Source organism: Pseudomonas sp. F01002, from assembly GCF_004402115.1.
In the GTDB taxonomy this organism is placed as follows: Bacteria; Pseudomonadota; Gammaproteobacteria; order Pseudomonadales; family Pseudomonadaceae; genus Aquipseudomonas; species Aquipseudomonas frigoris.
This window is the reverse complement of the sequence record NZ_SOPU01000018.1, coordinates 225,429-246,324: the sequence shown is the minus strand read 5'-3', so window position 1 is coordinate 246,324 and position 20,896 is coordinate 225,429. Positions and strand designations below refer to the sequence as shown.

General features: G+C 61.3%; 18 protein-coding genes. 15 read left to right on the top strand and 3 right to left on the bottom strand.

Annotated features, from left to right (window positions below; all coding sequences use genetic code 11):
* Positions 1–61: 61 nt before the first annotated feature.
* The gene (gene gshB / locus E3W21_RS14875) at positions 62–1,015 is read right to left on the bottom strand and encodes a glutathione synthase (protein WP_134420666.1); all 954 of its coding nucleotides are present in this window, start codon (positions 1,013–1,015) and stop codon (positions 62–64) included.
* Between the two features lie 234 nt (positions 1,016–1,249).
* Here gshB and pilG point away from each other — a divergent pair, with 234 nt between their 5' ends.
* The 6 genes from pilG to E3W21_RS14845 all read left to right on the top strand — a co-directional run bounded on the left by pilG (position 1,250) and on the right by E3W21_RS14845 (position 11,242).
* Positions 1,250–1,654 carry a twitching motility response regulator PilG gene (gene pilG, locus E3W21_RS14870; protein WP_008152601.1) on the top strand — a complete coding sequence of 135 codons (405 nt, stop codon included), beginning with the start codon at positions 1,250–1,252 and terminating at the stop codon, positions 1,652–1,654.
* A gap of 57 nt (positions 1,655–1,711) precedes the next feature.
* On the top strand, positions 1,712–2,077 hold the full coding sequence (gene pilH, locus E3W21_RS14865) for a twitching motility response regulator PilH (protein ID WP_008068134.1): 366 nt from the start codon (positions 1,712–1,714) through the stop codon (positions 2,075–2,077).
* 10 nt (positions 2,078–2,087) lie between these two features.
* Complete coding sequence (locus tag E3W21_RS14860; protein ID WP_129440362.1) at positions 2,088–2,636, top strand: chemotaxis protein CheW; 549 nt, start codon at positions 2,088–2,090, stop codon at positions 2,634–2,636.
* A 156-nt stretch (positions 2,637–2,792) separates the two neighbouring features.
* Positions 2,793–4,850 carry a methyl-accepting chemotaxis protein gene (locus E3W21_RS14855; RefSeq protein WP_134420664.1) on the top strand — a complete coding sequence of 686 codons (2,058 nt, stop codon included), beginning with the start codon at positions 2,793–2,795 and terminating at the stop codon, positions 4,848–4,850.
* A 37-nt stretch (positions 4,851–4,887) separates the two neighbouring features.
* Entirely contained in the window at positions 4,888–10,794 is a 5,907-nt protein-coding gene (locus tag E3W21_RS14850) for an Hpt domain-containing protein (protein WP_134421234.1), read from the top strand.
* Entirely contained in the window at positions 10,787–11,242 is a 456-nt protein-coding gene (locus E3W21_RS14845; RefSeq protein ID WP_134420662.1) for a chemotaxis protein CheW, read from the top strand. The genes E3W21_RS14850 and E3W21_RS14845 overlap by 8 nt, the downstream gene beginning before the upstream one ends.
* Before the next feature lie 132 nt (positions 11,243–11,374).
* On the opposite strand, the gene E3W21_RS14840 is transcribed toward E3W21_RS14845, so the two are convergent.
* The gene (locus E3W21_RS14840) at positions 11,375–11,749 is read right to left on the bottom strand and encodes a DUF6124 family protein (RefSeq protein WP_134420660.1); all 375 of its coding nucleotides are present in this window, start codon (positions 11,747–11,749) and stop codon (positions 11,375–11,377) included.
* 707 nt (positions 11,750–12,456) lie between these two features.
* On the opposite strand from E3W21_RS14840, the gene mdcA reads away from it, so the two are divergent.
* The 9 genes from mdcA to madM all read left to right on the top strand — a co-directional run bounded on the left by mdcA (position 12,457) and on the right by madM (position 19,703).
* On the top strand, positions 12,457–14,127 hold the full coding sequence (mdcA, locus tag E3W21_RS14835; RefSeq protein ID WP_134420658.1) for a malonate decarboxylase subunit alpha: 1,671 nt from the start codon (positions 12,457–12,459) through the stop codon (positions 14,125–14,127).
* On the top strand, positions 14,127–15,002 hold the full coding sequence (locus E3W21_RS14830) for a triphosphoribosyl-dephospho-CoA synthase (protein WP_134420656.1): 876 nt from the start codon (positions 14,127–14,129) through the stop codon (positions 15,000–15,002). Before mdcA ends, E3W21_RS14830 begins: the two co-directional genes overlap by 1 nt.
* Entirely contained in the window at positions 15,002–15,301 is a 300-nt protein-coding gene (locus tag E3W21_RS14825; RefSeq protein ID WP_134420654.1) for a malonate decarboxylase subunit delta, read from the top strand. The genes E3W21_RS14830 and E3W21_RS14825 overlap by 1 nt, the downstream gene beginning before the upstream one ends.
* Positions 15,294–16,136: a biotin-independent malonate decarboxylase subunit beta gene (locus E3W21_RS14820; protein WP_134420652.1), complete on the top strand. Its 843-nt coding sequence runs from the start codon at positions 15,294–15,296 to the stop codon at positions 16,134–16,136. Before E3W21_RS14825 ends, E3W21_RS14820 begins: the two co-directional genes overlap by 8 nt.
* A complete protein-coding gene (gene mdcE / locus E3W21_RS14815; protein WP_134420650.1) occupies positions 16,133–16,936 on the top strand; it encodes a biotin-independent malonate decarboxylase subunit gamma in 804 nt (267 codons plus the stop codon). Before E3W21_RS14820 ends, mdcE begins: the two co-directional genes overlap by 4 nt.
* Positions 16,930–17,550, top strand: coding sequence for a malonate decarboxylase holo-ACP synthase (locus E3W21_RS14810; RefSeq protein ID WP_134420648.1), 621 nt, complete (start codon positions 16,930–16,932; stop codon positions 17,548–17,550). Before mdcE ends, E3W21_RS14810 begins: the two co-directional genes overlap by 7 nt.
* Positions 17,547–18,458, top strand: a complete 912-nt coding sequence (gene mdcH, locus E3W21_RS14805) for a malonate decarboxylase subunit epsilon (RefSeq protein ID WP_134420646.1) — start codon at positions 17,547–17,549, stop codon at positions 18,456–18,458. Before E3W21_RS14810 ends, mdcH begins: the two co-directional genes overlap by 4 nt.
* A 62-nt stretch (positions 18,459–18,520) precedes the next feature.
* Positions 18,521–18,937 (top strand): malonate transporter subunit MadL, encoded by a 417-nt coding sequence (gene madL, locus E3W21_RS14800; RefSeq protein WP_046045246.1) that lies wholly within the window; start codon positions 18,521–18,523, stop codon positions 18,935–18,937.
* Between the two features lies 1 nt (position 18,938).
* The gene (gene madM / locus E3W21_RS14795; protein WP_134420644.1) at positions 18,939–19,703 is read left to right on the top strand and encodes a malonate transporter subunit MadM; all 765 of its coding nucleotides are present in this window, start codon (positions 18,939–18,941) and stop codon (positions 19,701–19,703) included.
* 111 nt (positions 19,704–19,814) lie between these two features.
* Here madM and E3W21_RS14790 read toward each other — a convergent pair whose 3' ends face one another.
* Positions 19,815–20,729, bottom strand: a complete 915-nt coding sequence (locus E3W21_RS14790) for a LysR substrate-binding domain-containing protein (protein WP_008033325.1) — start codon at positions 20,727–20,729, stop codon at positions 19,815–19,817.
* Positions 20,730–20,896: the final 167 nt, after the last annotated feature.

Here is a 20,896-nt window from a genome sequence, read left to right as displayed (position 1 = left end):
TCGCGTTTTTCACAGGCCGCGGATGATAACGCAATGTTGGTCGTTTCTTGGCTGTTCTATATCAACGGGCCTTGAGCTTCTGATCGATGGCATCCATCAGAAGGCCGCCGATGTCGGTGCCAAACGCGTTATCAATCTCGCGAATGCAGGTCGGGCTGGTGACGTTGATTTCCGTCAGATGCTCGCCGATCACGTCCAGACCGACGAACAACAGGCCTTTTTCGCGCAGGGTCGGGCCGACTTGTGCGGCGATCCAGCGATCTTTCTCGGTCAGCGGTCGGGCTTCGCCACGGCCACCGGCGGCGAGGTTGCCACGGGTTTCACCGGCGGCCGGAATTCGCGCCAGGCAGTAATCCACCGGTTCGCCGTCGATCATCAGGATGCGCTTGTCGCCATCGACGATCGCCGGCAGGTAACCCTGAATCATGATCTGCTGTTTGCCGTGCAGGGTCAGGGTTTCGAGGATCACCGACAGGTTCGGGTGGCCAGCGGTGTGACGGAAAATCGATGAACCGCCCATGCCGTCCAGCGGCTTGAGGATCACGTCGCCGTGGTGATCGGAGAATTCACGCAGTACGTCCGGGCGACGGCTGACGATGGTCGGCGGCGTGCACTGCGGGAACAGCGTGGCGAACAGCTTTTCATTGCAGTCACGCAGGCTTTGCGGCTTGTTGACCACCAGCACGCCAGCGCGTTCGGCTTGCTCCAGCAGGTAAGTGGAGTAGACGAATTCCATGTCGAACGGCGGATCCTTGCGCATCAGGATCACGTCCAGATCGCTCAGCAGCGCGTCGGTCTCGGCTTCGAGTTCGAACCATTTTTCCGGGTTGGCGAAGACTTTCAACGGACGCATCCGCGCCCGCGCTTCGCCTTCGGCCTGGTACAAATCGCCCTGTTCCATATAGAACAGTTCCCGGCCGCGCTTCTGTGCGGCCAGCAGCATGGCCAGCGAGCTATCCTTTTTATAGGAGATGCTGGCGATAGGATCCATGACAATCCCGACGCGAACGCTCATGGGTTTTTCCTCGAAATTGGGTGGGTCGCAGTGACCTGCAAAAGTGGCGTCAGAGTGGCGCTCAGTGTGTTCCCGGTCAAGGAAAAACCACCGCGCCGGTCCCCCGATAGATTGCATTTGGAGACTGTGCTAAAAAGGCTGCCATATCGTTCCGGCCCTTAAACATCAAGGGTTTCGAGCCTCCGGTTATCGGAAATGGACAATTTGATTCGCAAAGGCGACGGCAGAGCATTTATGGAACAGCATTCCAGCGCCTTGAAGGTCATGGTGATCGACGATTCGAAAACGATTCGCCGCACCGCCGAAACGCTGTTGAAGAACGTGGGTTGTGAAGTGATCACGGCCATCGATGGTTTCGATGCCCTGGCCAAGATTGCCGACAATCACCCCGGCATCATCTTTGTCGACATCATGATGCCGCGTCTGGATGGTTATCAGACCTGCGCTTTAATCAAGAACAACAGTGCGTTCAAGTCCACGCCAGTGATTATGCTGTCGTCCAAGGACGGGCTGTTCGACAAGGCCAAGGGGCGCATCGTCGGCTCCGACCAGTTTTTGACCAAGCCTTTCAGCAAGGAAGAACTGCTGAACGCGATCCAGGCCCATGTACCGGGCTTCGCCGCTGTTTTGCCGCAGTAGGACACGCACAGTGACGCTCGGCCAGCGGGCCCGGCGTCGACAAAAATGGGGAAGACCATGGCACGTATTCTGATCGTCGATGATTCGCCGACCGAAATGTACAAACTGACCGGCATGCTGGAAAAGCACGGTCATGAAGTGTTGAAAGCCGAAAACGGCGCCGACGGCGTGGCCCTGGCCCGTCAGGAAAAACCCGACGCCGTGCTGATGGACATCGTCATGCCTGGCCTCAATGGTTTCCAGGCAACCCGTCAGCTGACCAAAGACCCGGAAACCGGGCACATCCCGGTGATCATCATCACCACCAAGGATCAGGAAACCGACAAGGTCTGGGGCACGCGCCAGGGCGCCAAGGACTACCTGACCAAACCGGTCGACGAAGAGACGCTGATCAAGACCCTGAACAACGTGCTGGCCGGTTGATCGTCCGGCCATGACCGAGTCGCTGACGGCTTTCGAACTGCTGCTGCAGATCGACCAGCGTTGTCGTCTGCTGGCGGCGGACTTGCCGTCCCAGCCGACCCGACAAGACAGTTGGAGCGGCATCGGCTTCCGTCTGGGCGAGCACTGGTACGTCGCGCCCATGGGCGAAGTCAGCGAAGTGTTGCACGAGCCGCGGTTCACCCAGCTGCCGGGGGTCAGACCTTGGGTCAAGGGCGTGGCCAACCTGCGCGGGCGTCTGTTGCCGATCATCGACTTGTGCGGCTTCTTTTCTGGTAATGAGCCTGGGCATGAGCTGTCAGCCGTGCGCAAGCAGCGCCGGGTCTTGGTGGTCGAGCATAACGAGGTGTTTACCGGGTTGATGGTCGATGAGGTTTTCGGCTTGCAGCACTTTGCCCAGGACAGTCTGGAGCCGGTAGATAGCTTGAGCGGCGCGATTGCACCCTTCATCCAAGGCCAGTTTCAGCGCGAGCAGAACTGGCAGGTGTTCAGCCCGTTTGCGTTGGTGCAGTCACAAAGCTTTATGCACGTCGCGGTTTAATTGGCGCAACGCCGATCCAATGTGGGAGCGGGCTTGCTCGCGAAGGCGGTGGGTCAGTCAGAATCAATGTTGAATGAATGACCGCTTTCGCGAGCAAGCCCGCTCCCACAGGGGATCTATGGTGGGTTCTAAAGGTGCGTTAACAGGCGAGGACCGATGATAAAAGCAAAAACAGGCAAGCCAGAAGGGTCGCGCAGCCGGTCACAGATCATCGCGCTGTTCATTGCGCTGATCGTCTTCATCATGCTGCTGTTCGCCAACTTCGCGTACCTCAACACCCAGGCCACGTACGACAAACAGTACATCGGCCACGCCGGTGAGCTGCGCGTGTTGTCCCAGCGCATTGCCAAGAACGCCACCGAAGCGGCTGCCGGCAAGGCTGCGGCGTTCAAGCTGCTGAGCGATGCGCGCAATGACTTTGCCCAACGCTGGGGCTATCTGAAGAAAGGCGACCCAGCCACCGGCCTGCCGCCGGCGCCGTCCACCGTGCGCCCGGAAATGCGTGCCGTGCAACTGGACTGGGAACGCTTGCTGAAAAACACCGACGCGATCCTCTCCAGCGAACAGACTGTGCTGTCGCTGCATCAAGTTGCCGCGACCCTGGCTGAAACCGTGCCGCAGTTGCAGGTCGAGTACGAAAAAGTCGTCGAAACGCTCCTCCAGCGCGGTGCCCCGGCCGCGCAAGTGGCCATGGCCCAGCGCCAGTCGCTATTGGCTGAACGGATTCTCGGTGCGGTGAACACCGTGCTGTCCGGTGATGAAAACTCGCAGCAGGCCGCCGACGCCTTCGGTCGCGATGCGGCGCGATTCGGCCAGGTGCTCAATGGCATGCTCCAGGGCAATCCGTCACTGAAAGTCAGCCAGGTTGAAGACCGCGATGCTCGCGCGCGGTTGATCGAGATTTCCGAGCTGTTCGAATTCGTCTCGGGTTCGGTGGATGAAATCCTCGAAACCTCGCCGGAGCTGCTCAAGGTCCGCGAATCGGCGACCAATATTTTTACCCTGTCGCAGACCCTGCTCGAGGAAGCCTCGCACTTGGCCGGCGGTTTCGAAAACCTGGCCGGCGGGCGCAACACCGACGCCATTGGCGGCTACGTGCTGGGCCTGCTGGCACTGATGTCGATCATCCTCATTGGCCTGGTGATGGTTCGCGAAACCAATCGTCAGTTGCGCGAAACCGCCGAGAAAAATGAACGCAACCAGAACGCAATCATGCGCCTGCTCGACGAGATCGAAGACCTGGCGGACGGCGACCTGACCGTGACCGCCTCGGTGACCGAAGACTTCACCGGGACCATCGCCGACTCGATCAACTATTCCGTGGACCAATTGCGCGATCTGGTGGCGACCATCAACCTCACCGCTGGCCAGGTCGCTGCCGCCGTGCAGGAAACCCAGGCCACCGCCATGCACCTGGCGCAGGCTTCCGAGCATCAGGCGCAGCAGATTGCCGAAGCCTCCACCGCGATCAACGACATGGCCCAGTCCATCGATCAGGTCTCGGCCAACGCCGCCGAATCGTCGGCGGTGGCCGAACGCTCGGTGGAAATCGCCAACAAGGGCAATGAGGTGGTGCACAACACCATCCACGGCATGGACAATATTCGCGAGCAGATTCAGGACACCGCCAAACGCATCAAGCGCCTCGGCGAGTCCTCTCAGGAAATCGGCGACATTGTCAGCCTGATCGATGACATTGCCGACCAGACCAACATCCTTGCACTCAACGCGGCGATCCAGGCTTCCATGGCCGGTGATGCCGGGCGCGGTTTTGCGGTGGTCGCCGATGAAGTCCAGCGGCTGGCCGAGCGCTCGTCCGCCGCCACCCGGCAGATCGAAACCCTGGTGCGGGCGATTCAGACCGACACCAACGAAGCGGTGATTTCCATGGAGCAGACCACCACCGAAGTGGTGCGCGGCGCTCGTCTGGCGCAGGATGCCGGAGTGGCCCTGGAAGAAATCGAAGGCGTGTCGAAGACCCTCGCCGCGTTGATCCAGAGTATTTCCAACGCGGCGCAGCAACAGACGTCTTCGGCCGGTCAGATTTCCCTGACGATGAACGTGATCCAGCAGATCACCACGCAGACTTCGTCCGGCTCCACCGCCACCGCCGAGAGCATTGGCAACCTGGCGAAAATGGCCAGCCAGCTGCGGCGTTCGGTGTCCGGTTTCACCTTGCCGGCCGCCAAGGCGCAGGCTGCGGATAAAGTGTGATGCGCCTTGAGGCGCGCGAATTATGAGTGGAGTGGTTATGGGTGATCGGCACGACTATGTGGCCCTCGAGTGGGTCAAAGGCGAGATTGCCGAAACGCTGAAAGTGGCTCACCAGGCGATTGAAATGTTGCTTGATGACCCGCAGGCGACGCATGCCCTCAGTGAATGCCTGGCGTGCATCCATCAGGTTCACGGCAGTTTGCAGATGGTCGAGTTCTACGGCGCAGCGCTGCTCGCCGAAGAGATGGAACATCTGACCACGGCTTTGCAACAGAACCGCGTCAGTCATCGCGATGAGACGCTCCACCTGTTGCTGCAAGCCCTTGGGCAGCTGCCGATTTACCTCGACCGGGTGCAAGGTGCGCGCCGCGACCTGCCGCTGGTGGTGCTGCCGCTGATCAACGATCTGCGCAGCGCCCGTGGCGAAAGCCTGTTGTCGGAAACCAGCCTGTTCAGCCCGCAATTGCCGGACCTGCCGCCACTGGACGAAGAGTCGCTGGCGCTGCTGGAGCCGGCGGATTTACCAAATGTGCTGCGCAAGTTGCGGCAGATGTTGCAGATGGCCCTGGTCGGATTGCTGCGAGAGCAGGATGGCGAAACCAACCTCGATTATCTGACCAGAGTTTTTACGCGTCTCGAAGGCCTGTGCGGCAATGCGCCCCTGTGCCCGTTGTGGCAAGTGGCCTCGGCGCTGGTCGAAGGTATACGCAGCGGCTCGATTGCTAACAGTCCGGCGTTGCGCAGTCTGTTCAAGGAGGCCGACAAAGAACTGAAGCGCCTGCTCGAACAGGGCATGCCCGGAATCAATCAGCCAGCGCCGCTGGAGTTGCTCAAGAGTTTGCTGTTCTACATTGCCAAGGCCGAACATCCCACCGGGCAGATGCTGACCATGAAAGATCGCTACGGACTGGACGACGCGCTGCCTGACAGCGCAATGGTCGACGAAGAGCGCGCACGGCTGGCCGGTCCCGACCGCGATGCCATGCGCTCGGTGTTGGCCGCTTTGTGTGAAGAGCTGGTACGGGTCAAGGAACGTCTGGACCTGTTCGTGCGCAGTGACCGTCAACACATCTCTGACCTCGAAAGCCTGCTGGCGCCCCTGCGGCAAATCGCCGATACCCTGGCGGTGCTCGGTTTCGGCCAGCCACGCAAGGTCATCATCGATCAACTGGCGGTGGTGCTGAGCCTGGCCCAGGGCCAGCGTGAGCCCAACGACGCGATCCTGATGGACGTCGCCGGTGCCTTGCTCTACGTCGAAGCGACGCTGGCCGGCATGGTCGGCACCGTCGAGCCGGAAAGCCAGGAAGAAAGCCGCCTGCCGACCACCGACCTGACACAGATCCATCAGATCGTGATCAAGGAAGCGCGCATCTGCCTGCAACAGGCCAAGGACATGATCGTCGACTACATCGACGCCGACTGGGACCGCCAGCACTTGCAGCCATTGCCGGCCTTGCTGACCCAGGTGCGCGGTGCGCTGGCGATGATTCCGTTGAGCCGTGCGGCGAGCCTGATCGAAACGTGCAACCACTTCATCCGCGAGCACCTGCTGCTGGACCCGGATCATCCTGGCTGGCAGGAACTGGACAGCCTGGCCGACGTCATCACCAGCATCGAGTATTACCTGGAACGCCTCAGCGACGACCCCGAAGCGCCGGGCGAAAAGTTGCTCGACGTCGCGGAAAAAAGCCTGGCCGCGCTCGGCTTTTTCCCCAGCGAGCAGCAGGTGCCGGTGCTTGAAGATGTGCTCAGCCCGAGTGAAGCGCAGGTCATGCAGGATCTGCAGGAACTGGACGACCCCGAGACCGTCCAGTCACTGGCCGATGTATTGGCCAGCCCTGTGTCTTCCGTCAACCCGCCTGCCCTGACCACACCGGGAAGCCTGTTGCCGCCACCTGCCGGTGAAGAACCGGTGGACGATGAGCTGCGGGAAGTGTTCCTCGAAGAAACCGATGAAGTCCTGGAAATCCTCCGGGAGTACCTGCCGCGCTGGTCGGCCAATCCCGACGATAAATCAGCTTTGAGTGAATTGCGTCGGGCCTTTCATACGTTGAAAGGCAGTGGCCGGATGGTCCGCGCTTTGGTCCTGGGCGAACTGGCCTGGGCGGTGGAAAACCTGCTCAACCGCGTACTGGAACGCAGCGTTCCGCCGGGGCCGGCGGTGCAGCAACTGCTGGGCGATGCGCTGCATCTGCTGCCGGAACTGGTGGCCGAGTTTGCGGCCAATGCCCAGCGCCAGTGCAACGATGTCGACCAATTGGCCGCACGCGCCCACGCCTTGGCCAAGGGCGATGAATCGATACTCGATGAAGACGCACAAGACGTCGCAGCCCTCGATCCGCTGCTACTTGAGATCTTCCGCAACGAGGCCGAAACCCATTTGGGCAGCCTCAACCGTTTCCTCGATAAAGCCGCCGAGCACGTGCCATTGCAGGCCAGCGACGAGTTGCAGCGGGCGCTGCACACTCTCAAGGGCAGCGCCTCCATGGCTGGCGTATTGCCGATCGCCGAACTGGCAACACCGCTGGATCATCTGGCCCGGGAGTACAAGGCGCACCTGATCGCCCTGGACCTGGACGAAGTCGAACTGCTGCTCGACGCCGAAGGCTTGTTCCGTCTCGGGCTGCGACAGCTCAAAGCCGACCCACTGGCCGAGATTCCTGGCGCCCGCTCATTGATCGAGCGAACCCAGGCGTTGCTGGCCGAGCGTCTGGAAACGCTCCTGAGTGCCCCGAATACCGGGTTGCGCATCAAGCGTGATCCGCAACTGATCAACAACTTCCTCGCGCAAGGCATGGACATCCTGCTGGACGCCGAAAGCCTGTTGCAACGCTGGCAGCAACATCCCGGCGAGCGTCAGGAACTTAGCGCATTGCTGGACGAATTGACCACCCTCGGCGAAGGCGCGCACCTGGCTGATTTGCATCCGGTGGATGAACTCTGCGAAGCCCTGCTCGACCTCTACGGTGCGGTGGAAGAAAGCAGCCTGGCGGTCAGCGAGGCGTTTTTCGATGAGGCGCAAAGTGCCCACGAAGCGCTGATCAACATGCTCGACGAGCTGGCCGCCGGCCAGGAAGTCAGCCCGCAACCGGAACGCATCCGGGCCTTGCGCGGCTTGCTCGATGAGAGCCTGGATCCGTCGGCCATGGGCCTGATTCGCAGCGACGGTAGCCGCACCCTGAGCATTAGGGAACTGGGCAGTGCCACCGCCGAACTCGAACAGACCGCGACCCAGGTTGAGCTGGACGATGAGATCGTTTCGATCTTCCTCGAAGAGGCGGTGGATATCCTCGAAAGCGCCGGCCAGGCTTTGCAGCGCTGGCTGAGCGACCCGGACAACGCCGCGCCGTTGTTGTCATTGCAGCGAGATTTGCACACCCTCAAGGGTGGTGCGCGGATGGCCGAGGTCGAGCCGGTCGGTGAGCTGGCCCATGAACTGGAAAGCCTTTACGAAGGTCTGGTGGACCGCCGTTACGCCTACAGCGAAGCCTTGGCGCACTTGCTGCAACACAGTCATGACCGGCTCGCGCAGCTGCTTGATCAGTTGCAGAACCAACGGCCATTGGGCGATCCGGGTGAGGTGATCGAGGCCATTCGCGAGTTTCGCCAGGGCAACGCCAGCGCTGTTGAAACGGTCGAACCGGCACGGACCGAGGATTCACCGGGGCATGATCCGGAGCTGCTGGAGATCTTCCTCGAAGAAGGTTTCGACATCATCGAAAACTCCGGCGCGGCGCTGGTGCGCTGGCAGGCCGAGCCGTCGAATCGTCAGGAAGTGGAAACCTTGCTGCGTGACCTGCACACCCTCAAGGGTGGCGCGCGGATGGTGGAAATCGCGCCGATTGGCGACCTCGCCCATGAGCTGGAATTCCTCTACGAAGGCCTGTCCGCTGGCGTGTTGCAACCCACCGCGGCGTTGTTCGGCTTGTTGCAAAGCAGCCACGACCGACTGGCGCAGATGCTCGACGCGACCCGTGCCGGTCAGCCATTGCCGCCCGCCGATCAACTGATCGACGCGATCAAGAATTTCAGTCATCCGGCCGTGCCCGAAACACCGGCACTGGTCGTGGTGTCCGCAACGCCGAAAGTCGAGACGCCCGCACTGCAACCCGATGCCGGCGCGGACATGGTCAAGGTCTCGGCAGAACTGCTCGACGATCTGGTCAACCTGGCCGGCGAAACGTCAATCTTCCGTGGCCGGATCGAACAACAGGTCAACGATGCGCGGGTGACCCTGAGCGAGATGGAAACCACCATCGAGCGCATGCGCGACCAATTGCGCCGGCTCGATACCGAAACTCAGGGGCGGATTCTCAGCCGCCAGCAAGTCGAAGCCGAACGCCTGGGCTACGAAGAATTCGATCCGCTGGAAATGGACCGCCACTCGCAGTTGCAGCAACTGTCGCGCGCGCTGTTCGAATCCGCCTCCGACTTGCTCGACCTCAAGGAAACCCTCGACCGACGCAATCAGGACGCGGAAAACCTGCTGCAACAGCAGGGCCGCATCAACACCGAATTGCAGGAAGGCCTGATGCGTACGCGCATGGTGCCGTTCGAACGGATGCTGCCGCGCTTGAAGCGGATCGTCCGTCAGGTCTCCGGCGAGTTGGGGAAAGATGTGGAATTCATCGTCGGCAATGCCGAAGGCGAGATGGACCGCAATGTCCTCGAACGCATGGCCGCGCCGTTGGAACACATGCTGCGCAACGCCGTGGATCATGGCCTGGAATCCGCCGAGGTGCGTATCGCGGCGGGTAAACCGGCTCAGGGCCGTATCACGCTCGACCTGTCGCGAGAGGGCGGCGACATCATTTTCGACATCCGCGACGACGGTGCCGGCGTGCCGCTGGACGCGGTGCGGCGCAAGGCGATCAAACGCGGGTTACTGGCCCCGGACAGCGACATCAGCGACCGCGACGTGTTGCAATTCATCCTGCAACCGGGATTCTCCACCGCCGAGAAAATCACCCAGATTTCAGGGCGTGGCGTCGGCATGGACGTGGTGCATGAAGAGGTCCGGCAGCTCGGCGGCAGCATGAGCATCGACTCTGTGCCGGGGCAGGGCGTGCACTTCCGGATTCGACTGCCGTTTACCGTGTCGGTCAACCGGGCGCTGATGGTGCAGTGCTTTGATGATCAGTACGCGATCCCGCTGAACACCATCGACGGCATCGTTCGCGTGCTGCCCAACGAACTTGAAGGGCATTACCGGCTCGATCCGCCGACCTACAAATACGCCGGGCAACACTATGAACTGTGCTACCTCGGCGAACTGCTGAAAACCAGTCACCGCCCGAAACTGCTGGGCCAGAGCCTGCCGCTGCCGGTGTTGCTGGTGCAGTGCAACGAGCGGCACATCGCGGTGCAAGTCGACTCCATGGCCGGCACTCGCGAGATCGTGGTCAAAAGCCTCGGCCCGCAATTTGCGGCGGTGCAGGGTTTGTCCGGGGCCACGATTCTCGGCGATGGGCGGGTGGTGCTGATTCTCGATTTGCTGGCGCCGATCCGCGCGATGCAGGCGCGTGTGCCGCAGCAGTCAGCGACTCAGGAGGCAGAGGTCGAGCCGCATAAACCGCTGCTGGTGCTGGTGGTCGATGATTCGGTCACCGTGCGCAAGGTCACCAGCCGCCTGCTGGAACGCCACGGCATGAACGTGCTGACCGCCAAGGACGGTGTCGACGCCATGTTGTTGCTCGAAGACCACATGCCTGACCTGATGCTGCTGGACATCGAAATGCCGCGCATGGACGGTTTTGAAGTCGCGACCCAGGTACGCGCCGACGAACGTCTGCAGCACCTGCCGATCATCATGATCACCTCCCGCACCGGGCAGAAACACCGCGACCGCGCCATGGCCATCGGCGTCAACGATTACCTTGGCAAGCCGTACCAGGAATCGGTGCTGCTCGAAAGCATCGCCTTGTGGAGCAAAACCCATGCTTGAGCACCGCACCAGCAACCTCACCGGCCTGCTGCTGCCCTTGGCCGACCGCAACCTGATTTTGCCCAACGTCGCTGTTGCGGAGCTTATTGACTACCAACCCAGCGCCTTCGACCTCGACACGCCGCCGTGGTACCTCGGGCGGGTAACGTGGCGGAACCGGCAGATTCCGTTGCTGAGTTTCGAGTCGGCGTGCGGGCAGAAAATCGTCATCGGTGAGCGGGCGCGGATCGTCATCCTCAATGCGCTCGGTGGGCGGCCCGATTTGAAATTCATCGCCTTGTTGGTGCAGGGGATTCCGCGGTCTTACAAGCTTGATAGTCAGCTGAGTTATGTGGATGTGCCGTTGTGCTCGCTGGAACAGGCGGCGGTGCAGGTGGGGGAGCAAGTGGCCAAGGTGCCGGATTTGCTGGCGCTGGAGGAGTTGCTCGTAAGTGCTGGGTTGATCTGACTGGCCTCTTCGCGAGCAAGCCCGCTCCCACAGTTGATCGTCGGTGAACACAAAATATGTGTACGACTGGGACCCCCTGTGGGAGCGGGCTTGCCCGCGAAGGCGGCCTTCAATTCACCACAGCCCTGACTGCTAAGCGCTGGCCTGAGCCTTCATCTGCGCCGTCTCATGATGATCCAGCGCCCGCTCCACCAACAACTGCACCCCATCCGCCATGCGGCTGAGCGCCAAGGCTACAGAGCGGCGTGAGCCTTCCACATCGTCCGCCAGATCGGCCGCAATGGCGCTGATGGACAGCAGGTCTTCGGAGGCGTTGGCCAGAAGGGCTTCGGTGTCGATGTCGGGGGAGACGCTGAAGAGGTGGTGTTTGCGGCGCTTGCGCGGTTTTTCGTGGGGTGGGAAGTAGTAGGAAAAGACGCGGTCGGCGGCTTCCTTGAGTTTTTCAGCTTCGAGGGATGCTTCGGAACCGGTGTCGGTTTCCGGGGGATTGGGAGTTGGTTTGAACATAGTGAATCTCCGCTTATGGTTTGGAGCTGGCCCTTTCGGTTTCCGAACGAAGGGGTGGCAGCTGTACGCAGGCTGGAAACCCGGGAAACGGCAACCCGGTTGACCCGAAGGTCTCCCGCGCACAGCCGCCATAACGGAGTGCACACTTTAAAGGTGCGCAAGCATACGTCATGAGTGGCGCTTTCACGCCGTTTACTCGTCGGGGTTTCCAATCCCGGTCGCTGAATTGGCAGCGACACACAAACGATAAAGATCAACGCAAAACCGCACCAGTCGGCGGGTTCCGGCATTGCTGTAGGCAGCGACGCCAGACTGCGTAGCCTCTCACCGCTCCTGCGGACAAACTTTTAAACACAAAACCCCAGTCTGTCGGACCTTCCGACAAGCCCCCTCGCCACAAAGGTTTCTGCGCCAGGTTGAAGATTCCCAAAAAGGGAACGATCGGTCCTGTTTTGGGACTGATCGATCATTGCACTCCGGCATTTGAACCGGCGGGGATTGTTCTGGCCCCTTCGCGAGCAAGCCCGCTCCCACAGGGTTATGCATTCCAATGTGGGAGCGGGCTTGCTCGCGAAGAGGCCGGCACAGTCACCACACGTCTTCGCCAACCATTACGGTGACCGTAACGATCCGTCTTTCTGCTTGATTGATGCCCCCACCCAACGCTCCTAAGGTGACTCCCACGACAGCGAACCCGTGGAGTGGTCATGACAACAACAATATCCCCCGACTCGCGATGGACGCGGCGGCGCAGCGAAAAGCAGCGGCGTCTCGAGCTGGTACGGGGTTTAGCCGACGGTGTGGTCCTGCCCACCGACAAAATCGTTGCGGCGCTGGAGGCCTTGATCCTGCCCGGCGACCGTGTGGTGCTGGAGGGCAATAACCAGAAGCAGGCGGATTTCCTGTCCCGCTCCCTGGCCAAGGCTGATCCCGCGAAGCTGCATGACCTGCACATGATCATGCCCAGCGTCGGACGCTCCGAGCATCTGGACCTGTTTGAACGCGGCATCGCCCGCAAGCTCGACTTCTCTTTCGCCGGCACCCAGAGCCTGCGCATCAGCCAGTTGCTGGAAGATGGCCTGCTGGAAATCGGCGCGATCCATACCTACATCGAGCTCTATGCGCGGCTGGTGGTCGACCTGATTCCCAACGTCGTGCTCTCGGCCGGTTTCATGGCCGACCGCGCCGGCAACATCTACACCGGCCCCAGCACCGAAGACACCCCCGCATTGATCGAGCCGGCCGCCTTCAGCGACGGCATCGTCATCGTTCAGGTCAATCAGTTGGTGGACGACGTCAGCGAGTTGCCCCGCGTCGACATCCCGGCCTCTTGGGTCGACTTCGTGGTGGTAGCCGACAAGCCGTTCTACATCGAACCGCTGTTCACCCGCGACCCGCGCCACATCAAGCCAGTGCATGTGTTGATGGCGATGATGGCGATCCGCGGGATCTACGAAAAACACAACGTCCAGTCCCTGAACCACGGCATCGGTTTCAACACCGCTGCCATCGAATTGATCCTGCCGACCTACGGCGAATCCCTCGGCCTGAAGGGCAAGATCTGCCGCAACTGGACGCTCAATCCGCACCCAACCTTGATCCCTGCCATCGAAAGCGGTTGGGTCGAAAGCGTGCATTGCTTCGGCACCGAACTGGGCATGGAAAACTACATCGCAGCCCGGCCCGACGTGTTCTTCACCGGACGCGACGGCTCTCTGCGCTCCAACCGGATGTTCTGCCAACTGGCCGGGCAATACGCGGTGGACTTGTTCATCGGCGCCACCCTGCAAGTCGATGGTGACGGGCATTCCTCCACCGTGACGCGCGGCCGCCTGGCCGGTTTCGGCGGTGCGCCGAACATGGGCCATGACCCTCGTGGCCGTCGTCACGGCACCCCAGCCTGGCTCGACATGCGTCACGACGATGCGCCGGAAGCGCTGCTGGAGCGGGGCAAAAAACTCGTGGTGCAAATGGTCGAGACCTTCCAGGAGGGCGGCAAACCGACCTTCGTCGAAACCCTCGACGCGGTGGAAGTGGCGAGAAAAAGTGGCATGCCGCTGGCGCCGATCATGATCTACGGCGACGACGTCACCCACCTGCTGACCGAAGAAGGCATCGCCTATCTCTACAAAGCGCGTTCGCTGGAAGAACGTCAGGCGATGATCGCCGCTGTGGCCGGGGTGACCGTCATCGGCTTGCGCCACAACCCGAAAGACACCGCGCGCATGCGCCGCGAAGGCCTGATCGCCTTGCCCGAAGACCTCGGTATCCGCCGCACCGACGCCACCCGCGAACTGCTGGCGGCTAAAAGCGTGGCCGATCTGGTCGAGTGGTCCGGTGGCCTCTACAACCCGCCCGCCAAGTTCAGGAGCTGGTAATGCACGCATTTAACCTGCAACCGAAAACCCTGTCGTTGGCCGAGCGGCTGGCGGATATGGCTGTGGATGCGCTGATCGACGAAGCGGACCTGTCGCCGAAACCGGCGCTGGTCGACCGTCGTGGCAATGGCGCGCACACCGATTTGCACCTCGGGTTGATGCACGCTTCGGCGCTGTCCCTGTGGCCTGCGTTCAAGGAAATGGCGGAGGCCGCCATCGAGTTCGGCGAAGTCAGTTTGCCGCTGCGCGAAGCCATTGGCCTGATCGGTCGTGAAGGGGAGGAAGTGATGCTCGCCACCACGGGCGGGGTGAATACTCATCGCGGGGCTATCTGGGCCTTGGGTCTGTTGGTCGTGGCGGCTGCGCTGGAACCCGAATCCACGGCTGCAGGCTCGATCACTTTGCGTGCTGCACGTCTGGCCTTGCTCGACGACCGTTACGCGCCGCGTCCTCTGAGCCACGGCGCGCAAGTCGCCCAGCGTTATGGCGCACGCGGTGCCCGTGAAGAAGCTCAGCTCGGTTTTCCGGCGGTGATTCAACGCGCGCTGCCACAACTCAAACGCAGCCGCGCCGCCGGTCATGGCGAGCAGAACGCCCGGCTCGATGCCTTGCTGGCGATCATGACGAATCTGGCCGACACCTGCGTGCTCTACCGCGCGGGCGAACAAGGTCTGCGGACCATGCAACTCGGCGCCCAAGCCGTGCTCGATGCGGGCGGCAGTGCCAGCCTCGCCGGCCGCCGCCGTTTGCATGAGCTGGACCAACAACTCATCGCGTTGAATGCCTCGCCTGGCGGTGCTGCTGACTTACTCGCCGCCTGCTTGTTCATCGACCGCATCGAGTCGGCTGACGGCATCAACCAGGGAGCTTTCTGATGGAAACCTTATCTTTTGAATTCCCCGCCGGGCAGCCGCCACGCGGCCGGACGCTGGTGGGCTGTGTCGGCTCGGGCGATCTGGAAGTGCTGATAGAACCGGGTCAGACCGGCAAGCTCACGATCAAAGTGCAGACCTCGGTCAATGGCAGCGAACAACGCTGGCAGCATCTGTTTGCGCGGATGTTCGACGGTCAGACACCGCCTGCGATGGCCATCGATATCCACGATTTCGGCGCCACGCCGGGTGTGGTGCGCTTGCGTCTGGAACAAGGCTTTGAGGAGATCAGCCATGACTGATCTCCTTCACAAGCATAGCTTCGTCGAACTCGGCGCCCGGCAACGGGCGAAAGCCTTGCTCGACGCCGGCACCTTCCGCGAATTACTCGACCCCTTTCAACGCGTCATGTCGCCTTGGCTGTTGCGCCAGGGTGTGGTGCCGCAAGCGGATGACGGCGTAGTCATCGCCAAGGGCAGCATCGGCGGTTTACCGGTGGTGATCGCCGCCATCGAAGGCGCATTTCAGGGTGGCAGTCTCGGGGAAGTCGGCGGGGCGAAGATTGCCGGTGCGCTGGAACTGGCGGCCGAAGACAACCGCAACGGTGTTCCCACTCGCGCCGTGTTGCTGCTGGAGACCGGAGGCGTGCGTTTGCAGGAAGCCAACCTCGGGCTGGCGGCGATTGCCGATATTCATGCGGCGATTGTCGATCTGCGCCAATACCAGCCAGTGGTTGGCGTGGTGGCGGGCAGCGTGGGTTGCTTTGGCGGGATGTCGATTGCTGCCGGGTTGTGCAGTTATTTGCTGGTGACTCAGGAAGCGCGGCTTGGCCTGAACGGTCCGCAAGTGATCGAACAGGAAGCCGGGCTTGAGGAATACGACTCCCGTGATCGTCCCTTCATCTGGAGCCTGACCGGTGGCGAGCAACGTTTCGCCAGTGGTCTGGTGGATCGTTTTGTTGCTGACGACGTGGCGCAGGTTCAGCAGCAGGTCAGCCAATTGCTTAAGCAAGGTTTGCCGAAACAGCAACGCAGCCGTCAGTCCGAGTTGTACCTGCAACGGTTGGCCCGTCTGGACGCCGAGCCGCAAATCGAGCCGTCAACGGTTCGCGATCTGTATCAAGGAGAGCGCTCATGAGTTCGTATTCCCTGAGAGGCTTGAACTGGTTCAACGCCTTGCGTTCGGGCGCCAAACCGGTCGAAGGTTTGCCGGCTTCGTTGAAAGTCGCGGATGGTGTGTTGGGCGACCAACCTGTTCGGTTTATCGCGGTGGTGGCTGATCCCGACAACCGTTTCGTCCGCGCCCGCAATGGCGAGGTCGGTCTGCTGGAAGGTTGGGGGCTGGCCAAAGCCGTGGATGAGGTCATCGCAGCGGATCTGGATAAATCGCAGAAACGCGCCTTGATCGCCATCGTCGATGTTCCGAGTCAGGCCTACGGTCGGCGCGAAGAAGCGCTCGGCATTCATCAGGCCCTGGCCGGCGCGGCAGACAGCTATGCCCGCGCCCGACTGGCCGGCCATGCCGTGATCGGTTTGCTGGTGGGCAAGGCGATGTCCGGGGCGTTTCTGGCTCATGGGTATCAGGCCAATCGGCTGATTGCGCTGCGCGATCCGGGGGTGATGGTTCACGCGATGGGCAAGGCTTCGGCGGCGCGGGTGACGTTGCGCAGCGTCGAAGAACTCGAAGCCTTGGCTGCCAGCGTGCCGCCGATGGCGTACGACATCGACAGCTACGCGAGCCTTGGGTTGCTCTGGGAAACCTTGTCGGTGGAACAGATCGAGCAGCCGACGGCGGCGGATCTGACGCGGGTGACTGAATGCCTGAGCCAGGCGATTGGCGATGTTGCCACCAGTGGCCGAGACCTGAGTAACCGCTTGGGCGCGAGCAACCGTGCGGCGTCGAGTCAGGTTCGCCAATTGCTGAGAGAGCAGTGGTGAACACGCTTCTGGCCCACGACCTGCTCTGGGGGATGACCCCGGAGCAGTTGCCTGCGGATGCGCCTTCGTGGGTGATCGAGTCGATCAGTGCGGGTCAACCGGTGGTGGTTCGGCGTGCGTTGAGCGCGGCGGATCACGTCGCGGTCGGCGTGCGTGGGAGTTTGCGTGAACAGCGGTATGCAACGGTGATGTCGGTCGATGCGATCCAGCGTCAAGTACGGCCGGAAGCGCTTTGCCATGTCTCGATTGATCGGGATTTACCGGCTGTGCGCGCCCTCAATCAACTGCGGCCGATGCTCGATTCCTGTGAGTGGGTTTGGGGTGTCAGCGGCAGTGCCGGGTTTGAATTGGCCAGCGGTTTTCAGGCGTTGCATGAGGGCAGCGATCTCGACTTGATCCTGCGTACACCGCAGCCGTTGGATCGTGTGCAGGCGCAGGCACTGGTGAAGCTTCTTGATGCCTCGGTGTGCTTGGTGGACATGCAACTGCAAACGCCAAACGGCGCTGTCGCCCTGCGCGAATGGGCCGGTCCCTCGCAACGGGTCCTGCTAAAAAACGCCAGTGAAGCCTGTCTGGTCAGCAGTCCCTGGAACCTGCAGGAGCAAGCAGCGTGAGCAGTTTGCTGGTGTTCCCAGGCCAGGGCGCGCAGCAGCCGGGCATGCTCCATCGTTTGCCTCGGGAAACAGTGATCGAAGCGAGTGAAGTGCTTGGCGAAGATACATTGCTGCTGGATTCTGCCGAGGCGTTGAAGTCGACAAGGGCGGTTCAGCTTTGCTTGCTGATTGCCGGCGTCGCGGCTTCACGCCAGTTGTTAATGACGGCGGATTACGTGGCGGGATTGTCCATCGGCGCCTATCCGGCAGCGGTGGTCGCCGGCGCCTTGAGCTTCAGCGATGCGCTGCATCTGGTCAGCCTGCGCGGTGAGCTGATGCAACAGGCTTATCCACAAGGCTATGGCATGACCGCGATCATCGGTCTGGACCTGGCCACGGTGGAAGATTTGCTGGCGCAGGTTCACAGCGATGCAACATCGGTTTACCTGGCCAACATCAACGCCGATAACCAGGTGGTGATTGCCGGCAGCGATGGCGCGATGAAAGCGGTGGCCGCGTTGGCGAAAGGTCGCGGTGCAGGTCTGGCCAAACGTCTGGCCGTCAGCGTGCCGTCTCACTGTCCGCTGCTGGAAACACCTGCGAAAACCCTGGCCGAAGCCTTCGCCAACGTGCAGCTGAACACACCGACGCTGGGCTACCTGAGCGGCAGTCGCGCCCGGCCCATCATCAACACTGACGCCTTGCGCGACGACCTGGCGTTCAACATGTGCCGCGTGGTGGATTGGCGCGGCACGGTACAAAGCGCCTACGAGCGCGGCGTACGTCTACAGATCGAACTGCCGCCCGGTGCGGTGCTGACCGGGCTGGCGCGCCGGGTGTTCGAGCAGGGCACCGTGATTGCCTTCGACGGTGCGCGGCTCGATACCTTGCAGGCGCTGTTGCGTGAGGAGGGAAGCCGCCAACCCTAGAACGCCCCCAGGCTTCGAACAACAAAAACAACATTCGACGATGCACTTTGAGGACAACAACAATGATTATTTACGGTGTGGCACTGTTGGCGATTTGTACGCTGGCAGGGGTGATCGTAGGCGACATGCTCGGCGTGTTGCTGGGTGTGAAATCCAACGTTGGCGGCGTCGGGATCGCGATGATCCTGTTGATCTGCGCGCGGTTATGGATGCAAAAACGCGGCGGCATGACCAAGGATTGCGAGATGGGCGTCGGTTTCTGGGGCGCCATGTACATTCCGGTCGTGGTCGCGATGGCCGCGCAACAGAACGTCGTCACCGCCCTGCACGGCGGCCCGGTGGCGGTGCTGGCGGCGATCGGCTCGGTGGTGATCTGCGGTTGCACCATTGCCCTGATCAGCCGGACTCACAAAGGCGAACCGTTGCCCGATGAACCGGCGGAAATAACGCCGGTTGGCACTCCAGTAGGAGGTCGCTGATATGTGGGAATTCATTGAGAAGGGGCTGGCCAATAACAGTCTGATTACCGCGTTCGCGTTCGTCGGCGTGATCATGTGGGTGTCGGTGGTGTTGTCCAAGCGCCTGACGTTCGGACGGATTCACGGTTCGGCGATTGCCATCGTCATCGGGCTTGTTCTGGCCTGGGTCGGCGGCACGATGACTGGCGGGCAAAAAGGCCTGGCGGATCTGACGCTCTTTTCCGGCATCGGTCTGATGGGCGGCGCCATGCTGCGGGACTTTGCGATCGTCGCCACGGCGTTCGAAGTGCAAGCCACCGAAGCGAAAAAGGCCGGTTTGATCGGTGTGATTGCGCTGCTGTTGGGCACGATCCTGCCATTCACTGTCGGCGCAAGCATGGCCTGGGCGTTCGGCTATCGCGATGCGATCAGCATGACTACCATCGGCGCGGGTGCGGTGACCTACATCGTCGGGCCGGTGACCGGGGCGGCAATTGGTGCGAGTTCGGATGTGGTGGCGTTGTCGATTGCCACCGGGTTGATCAAGGCGATTTTTGTAATGGTCGGCACACCGATGGCGGCGCGCTGGATGGGGTTGGATAACCCGCGGTCGGCGATGGTGTTTGGTGGGTTGGCGGGTACTGTCAGTGGTGTGACGGCCGGGTTGGCGGCGACGGATCGGCGGTTGGTGCCTTATGGCGCGTTGACCGCGACGTTCCACACCGGGCTTGGGTGCTTGCTTGGGCCTTCGTTGTTGTACTTCATTGTTCGCGGGATTGTGGGGTAGGGCTTTGGTTCTTTGTTGAATGTGCTGGCCCCTTCGCGAGCAAGCCCGCTCCCACAGGAGAATGCATTCCAATGTGGGAGCGGGCTTGCTCGCGAAGGGGGCGACGCGGTCTCAAGCCTGGCGATTGGCGTACATCCGACACTCAGCCAACAACGCCAGCAAATTCGGATCCCGCTCCTTGGCCTTCAAGAACACCACCCCAATGTGCTGCTGCAACCGATACTTTTCCTGCAACGGAATCAGCTTCACCCGGTTTTCATACACCGCTGCAATCCGCCCCGGCAGCAACGCATAACCCACGCCCGAGCTGACCATGCTCAGCAGGGTGAAGATGTCGTTGACCTGCATCGCCACCTTCGGTTCGAACCCTGCCTGCTTGAACACCCGATTACCGTCCTGGTGCGTGGCAAAGCCTTGGGTCAGCGTAATGAATGTCTCATCGCGGACTTCGGCAAGGTCGACTTCGGTCCGTTGAGCAAACTTTGAGTCCGCCGGTGTGGCGAGAAAGATGTCGTCGGAAAACAGCGGAATCTGCTCGCAGTCCGGGTCGTTGACGCTCTCGTCCAGCGACACCAGGATCGCGTCGACTTCCATGTTCTTGAGCTTGTACAGCAGGTCGAAGTTCGAGCCGAGGATCAGGTCGATGTTGAGTTCGCTGCGGCGGATTTTCAGGCCCATGATCAGCTGCGGCACCGTCTTCACCGTCAGCGAATACAGCGAGCCGAGCTTGAAACGCTCGGCGGAGAACCCGGCGGCTTCGCGGGTCAGGCGCACGGTTTCGACCACGTCCTGAATCAGCTTCTGCGCCCGTTCTTCCAGCACATAAGCGCTTTCCAGCGGCGTGAGATTGCGGCCTTCGTGCTTGAACAGCGGACAGCGCAGGGCGCTCTCCAGGGAATGGATCGCCCGGTGCACGCTGACGTTGCTGGTCTGCAATTCGGCGGCAGCCCGGGCCAGATTGCCGGTGCGCATGAAGGCCAGGAACACCTCGAGTTTTTTCAGGGTCAACTCTTCATCGATCAGCATGATGCAGACTCTTATTCGAATGGCTCGATTGTGCACGTATGCGATCTTTTGTAGCAGCTGTCGAGTGAAACGAGGCTGCGATTTTTCAAGATCAAAAGATCGCAGCCTCGTTTCACTCGACAGCTCCTACAGTTTGCGCGATGTTGCAGTGAATTTTGAGGTGAGCA

Coding starts and splice junctions, on each gene's coding strand:
- gshB (WP_134420666.1), bottom strand. CDS start 1,015: ATGAGCGTTCGCGTCGGGATTGTCATGGATCCTATCGCCAGCATCTCC.
- pilG (WP_008152601.1), top strand. CDS start 1,250: ATGGAACAGCATTCCAGCGCCTTGAAGGTCATGGTGATCGACGATTCG.
- pilH (WP_008068134.1), top strand. CDS start 1,712: ATGGCACGTATTCTGATCGTCGATGATTCGCCGACCGAAATGTACAAA.
- E3W21_RS14860 (WP_129440362.1), top strand. CDS start 2,088: ATGACCGAGTCGCTGACGGCTTTCGAACTGCTGCTGCAGATCGACCAG.
- E3W21_RS14855 (WP_134420664.1), top strand. CDS start 2,793: ATGATAAAAGCAAAAACAGGCAAGCCAGAAGGGTCGCGCAGCCGGTCA.
- E3W21_RS14850 (WP_134421234.1), top strand. CDS start 4,888: ATGGGTGATCGGCACGACTATGTGGCCCTCGAGTGGGTCAAAGGCGAG.
- E3W21_RS14845 (WP_134420662.1), top strand. CDS start 10,787: ATGCTTGAGCACCGCACCAGCAACCTCACCGGCCTGCTGCTGCCCTTG.
- E3W21_RS14840 (WP_134420660.1), bottom strand. CDS start 11,749: ATGTTCAAACCAACTCCCAATCCCCCGGAAACCGACACCGGTTCCGAA.
- mdcA (WP_134420658.1), top strand. CDS start 12,457: ATGACAACAACAATATCCCCCGACTCGCGATGGACGCGGCGGCGCAGC.
- E3W21_RS14830 (WP_134420656.1), top strand. CDS start 14,127: ATGCACGCATTTAACCTGCAACCGAAAACCCTGTCGTTGGCCGAGCGG.
- E3W21_RS14825 (WP_134420654.1), top strand. CDS start 15,002: ATGGAAACCTTATCTTTTGAATTCCCCGCCGGGCAGCCGCCACGCGGC.
- E3W21_RS14820 (WP_134420652.1), top strand. CDS start 15,294: ATGACTGATCTCCTTCACAAGCATAGCTTCGTCGAACTCGGCGCCCGG.
- mdcE (WP_134420650.1), top strand. CDS start 16,133: ATGAGTTCGTATTCCCTGAGAGGCTTGAACTGGTTCAACGCCTTGCGT.
- madL (WP_046045246.1), top strand. CDS start 18,521: ATGATTATTTACGGTGTGGCACTGTTGGCGATTTGTACGCTGGCAGGG.
- madM (WP_134420644.1), top strand. CDS start 18,939: ATGTGGGAATTCATTGAGAAGGGGCTGGCCAATAACAGTCTGATTACC.
- E3W21_RS14790 (WP_008033325.1), bottom strand. CDS start 20,729: ATGCTGATCGATGAAGAGTTGACCCTGAAAAAACTCGAGGTGTTCCTG.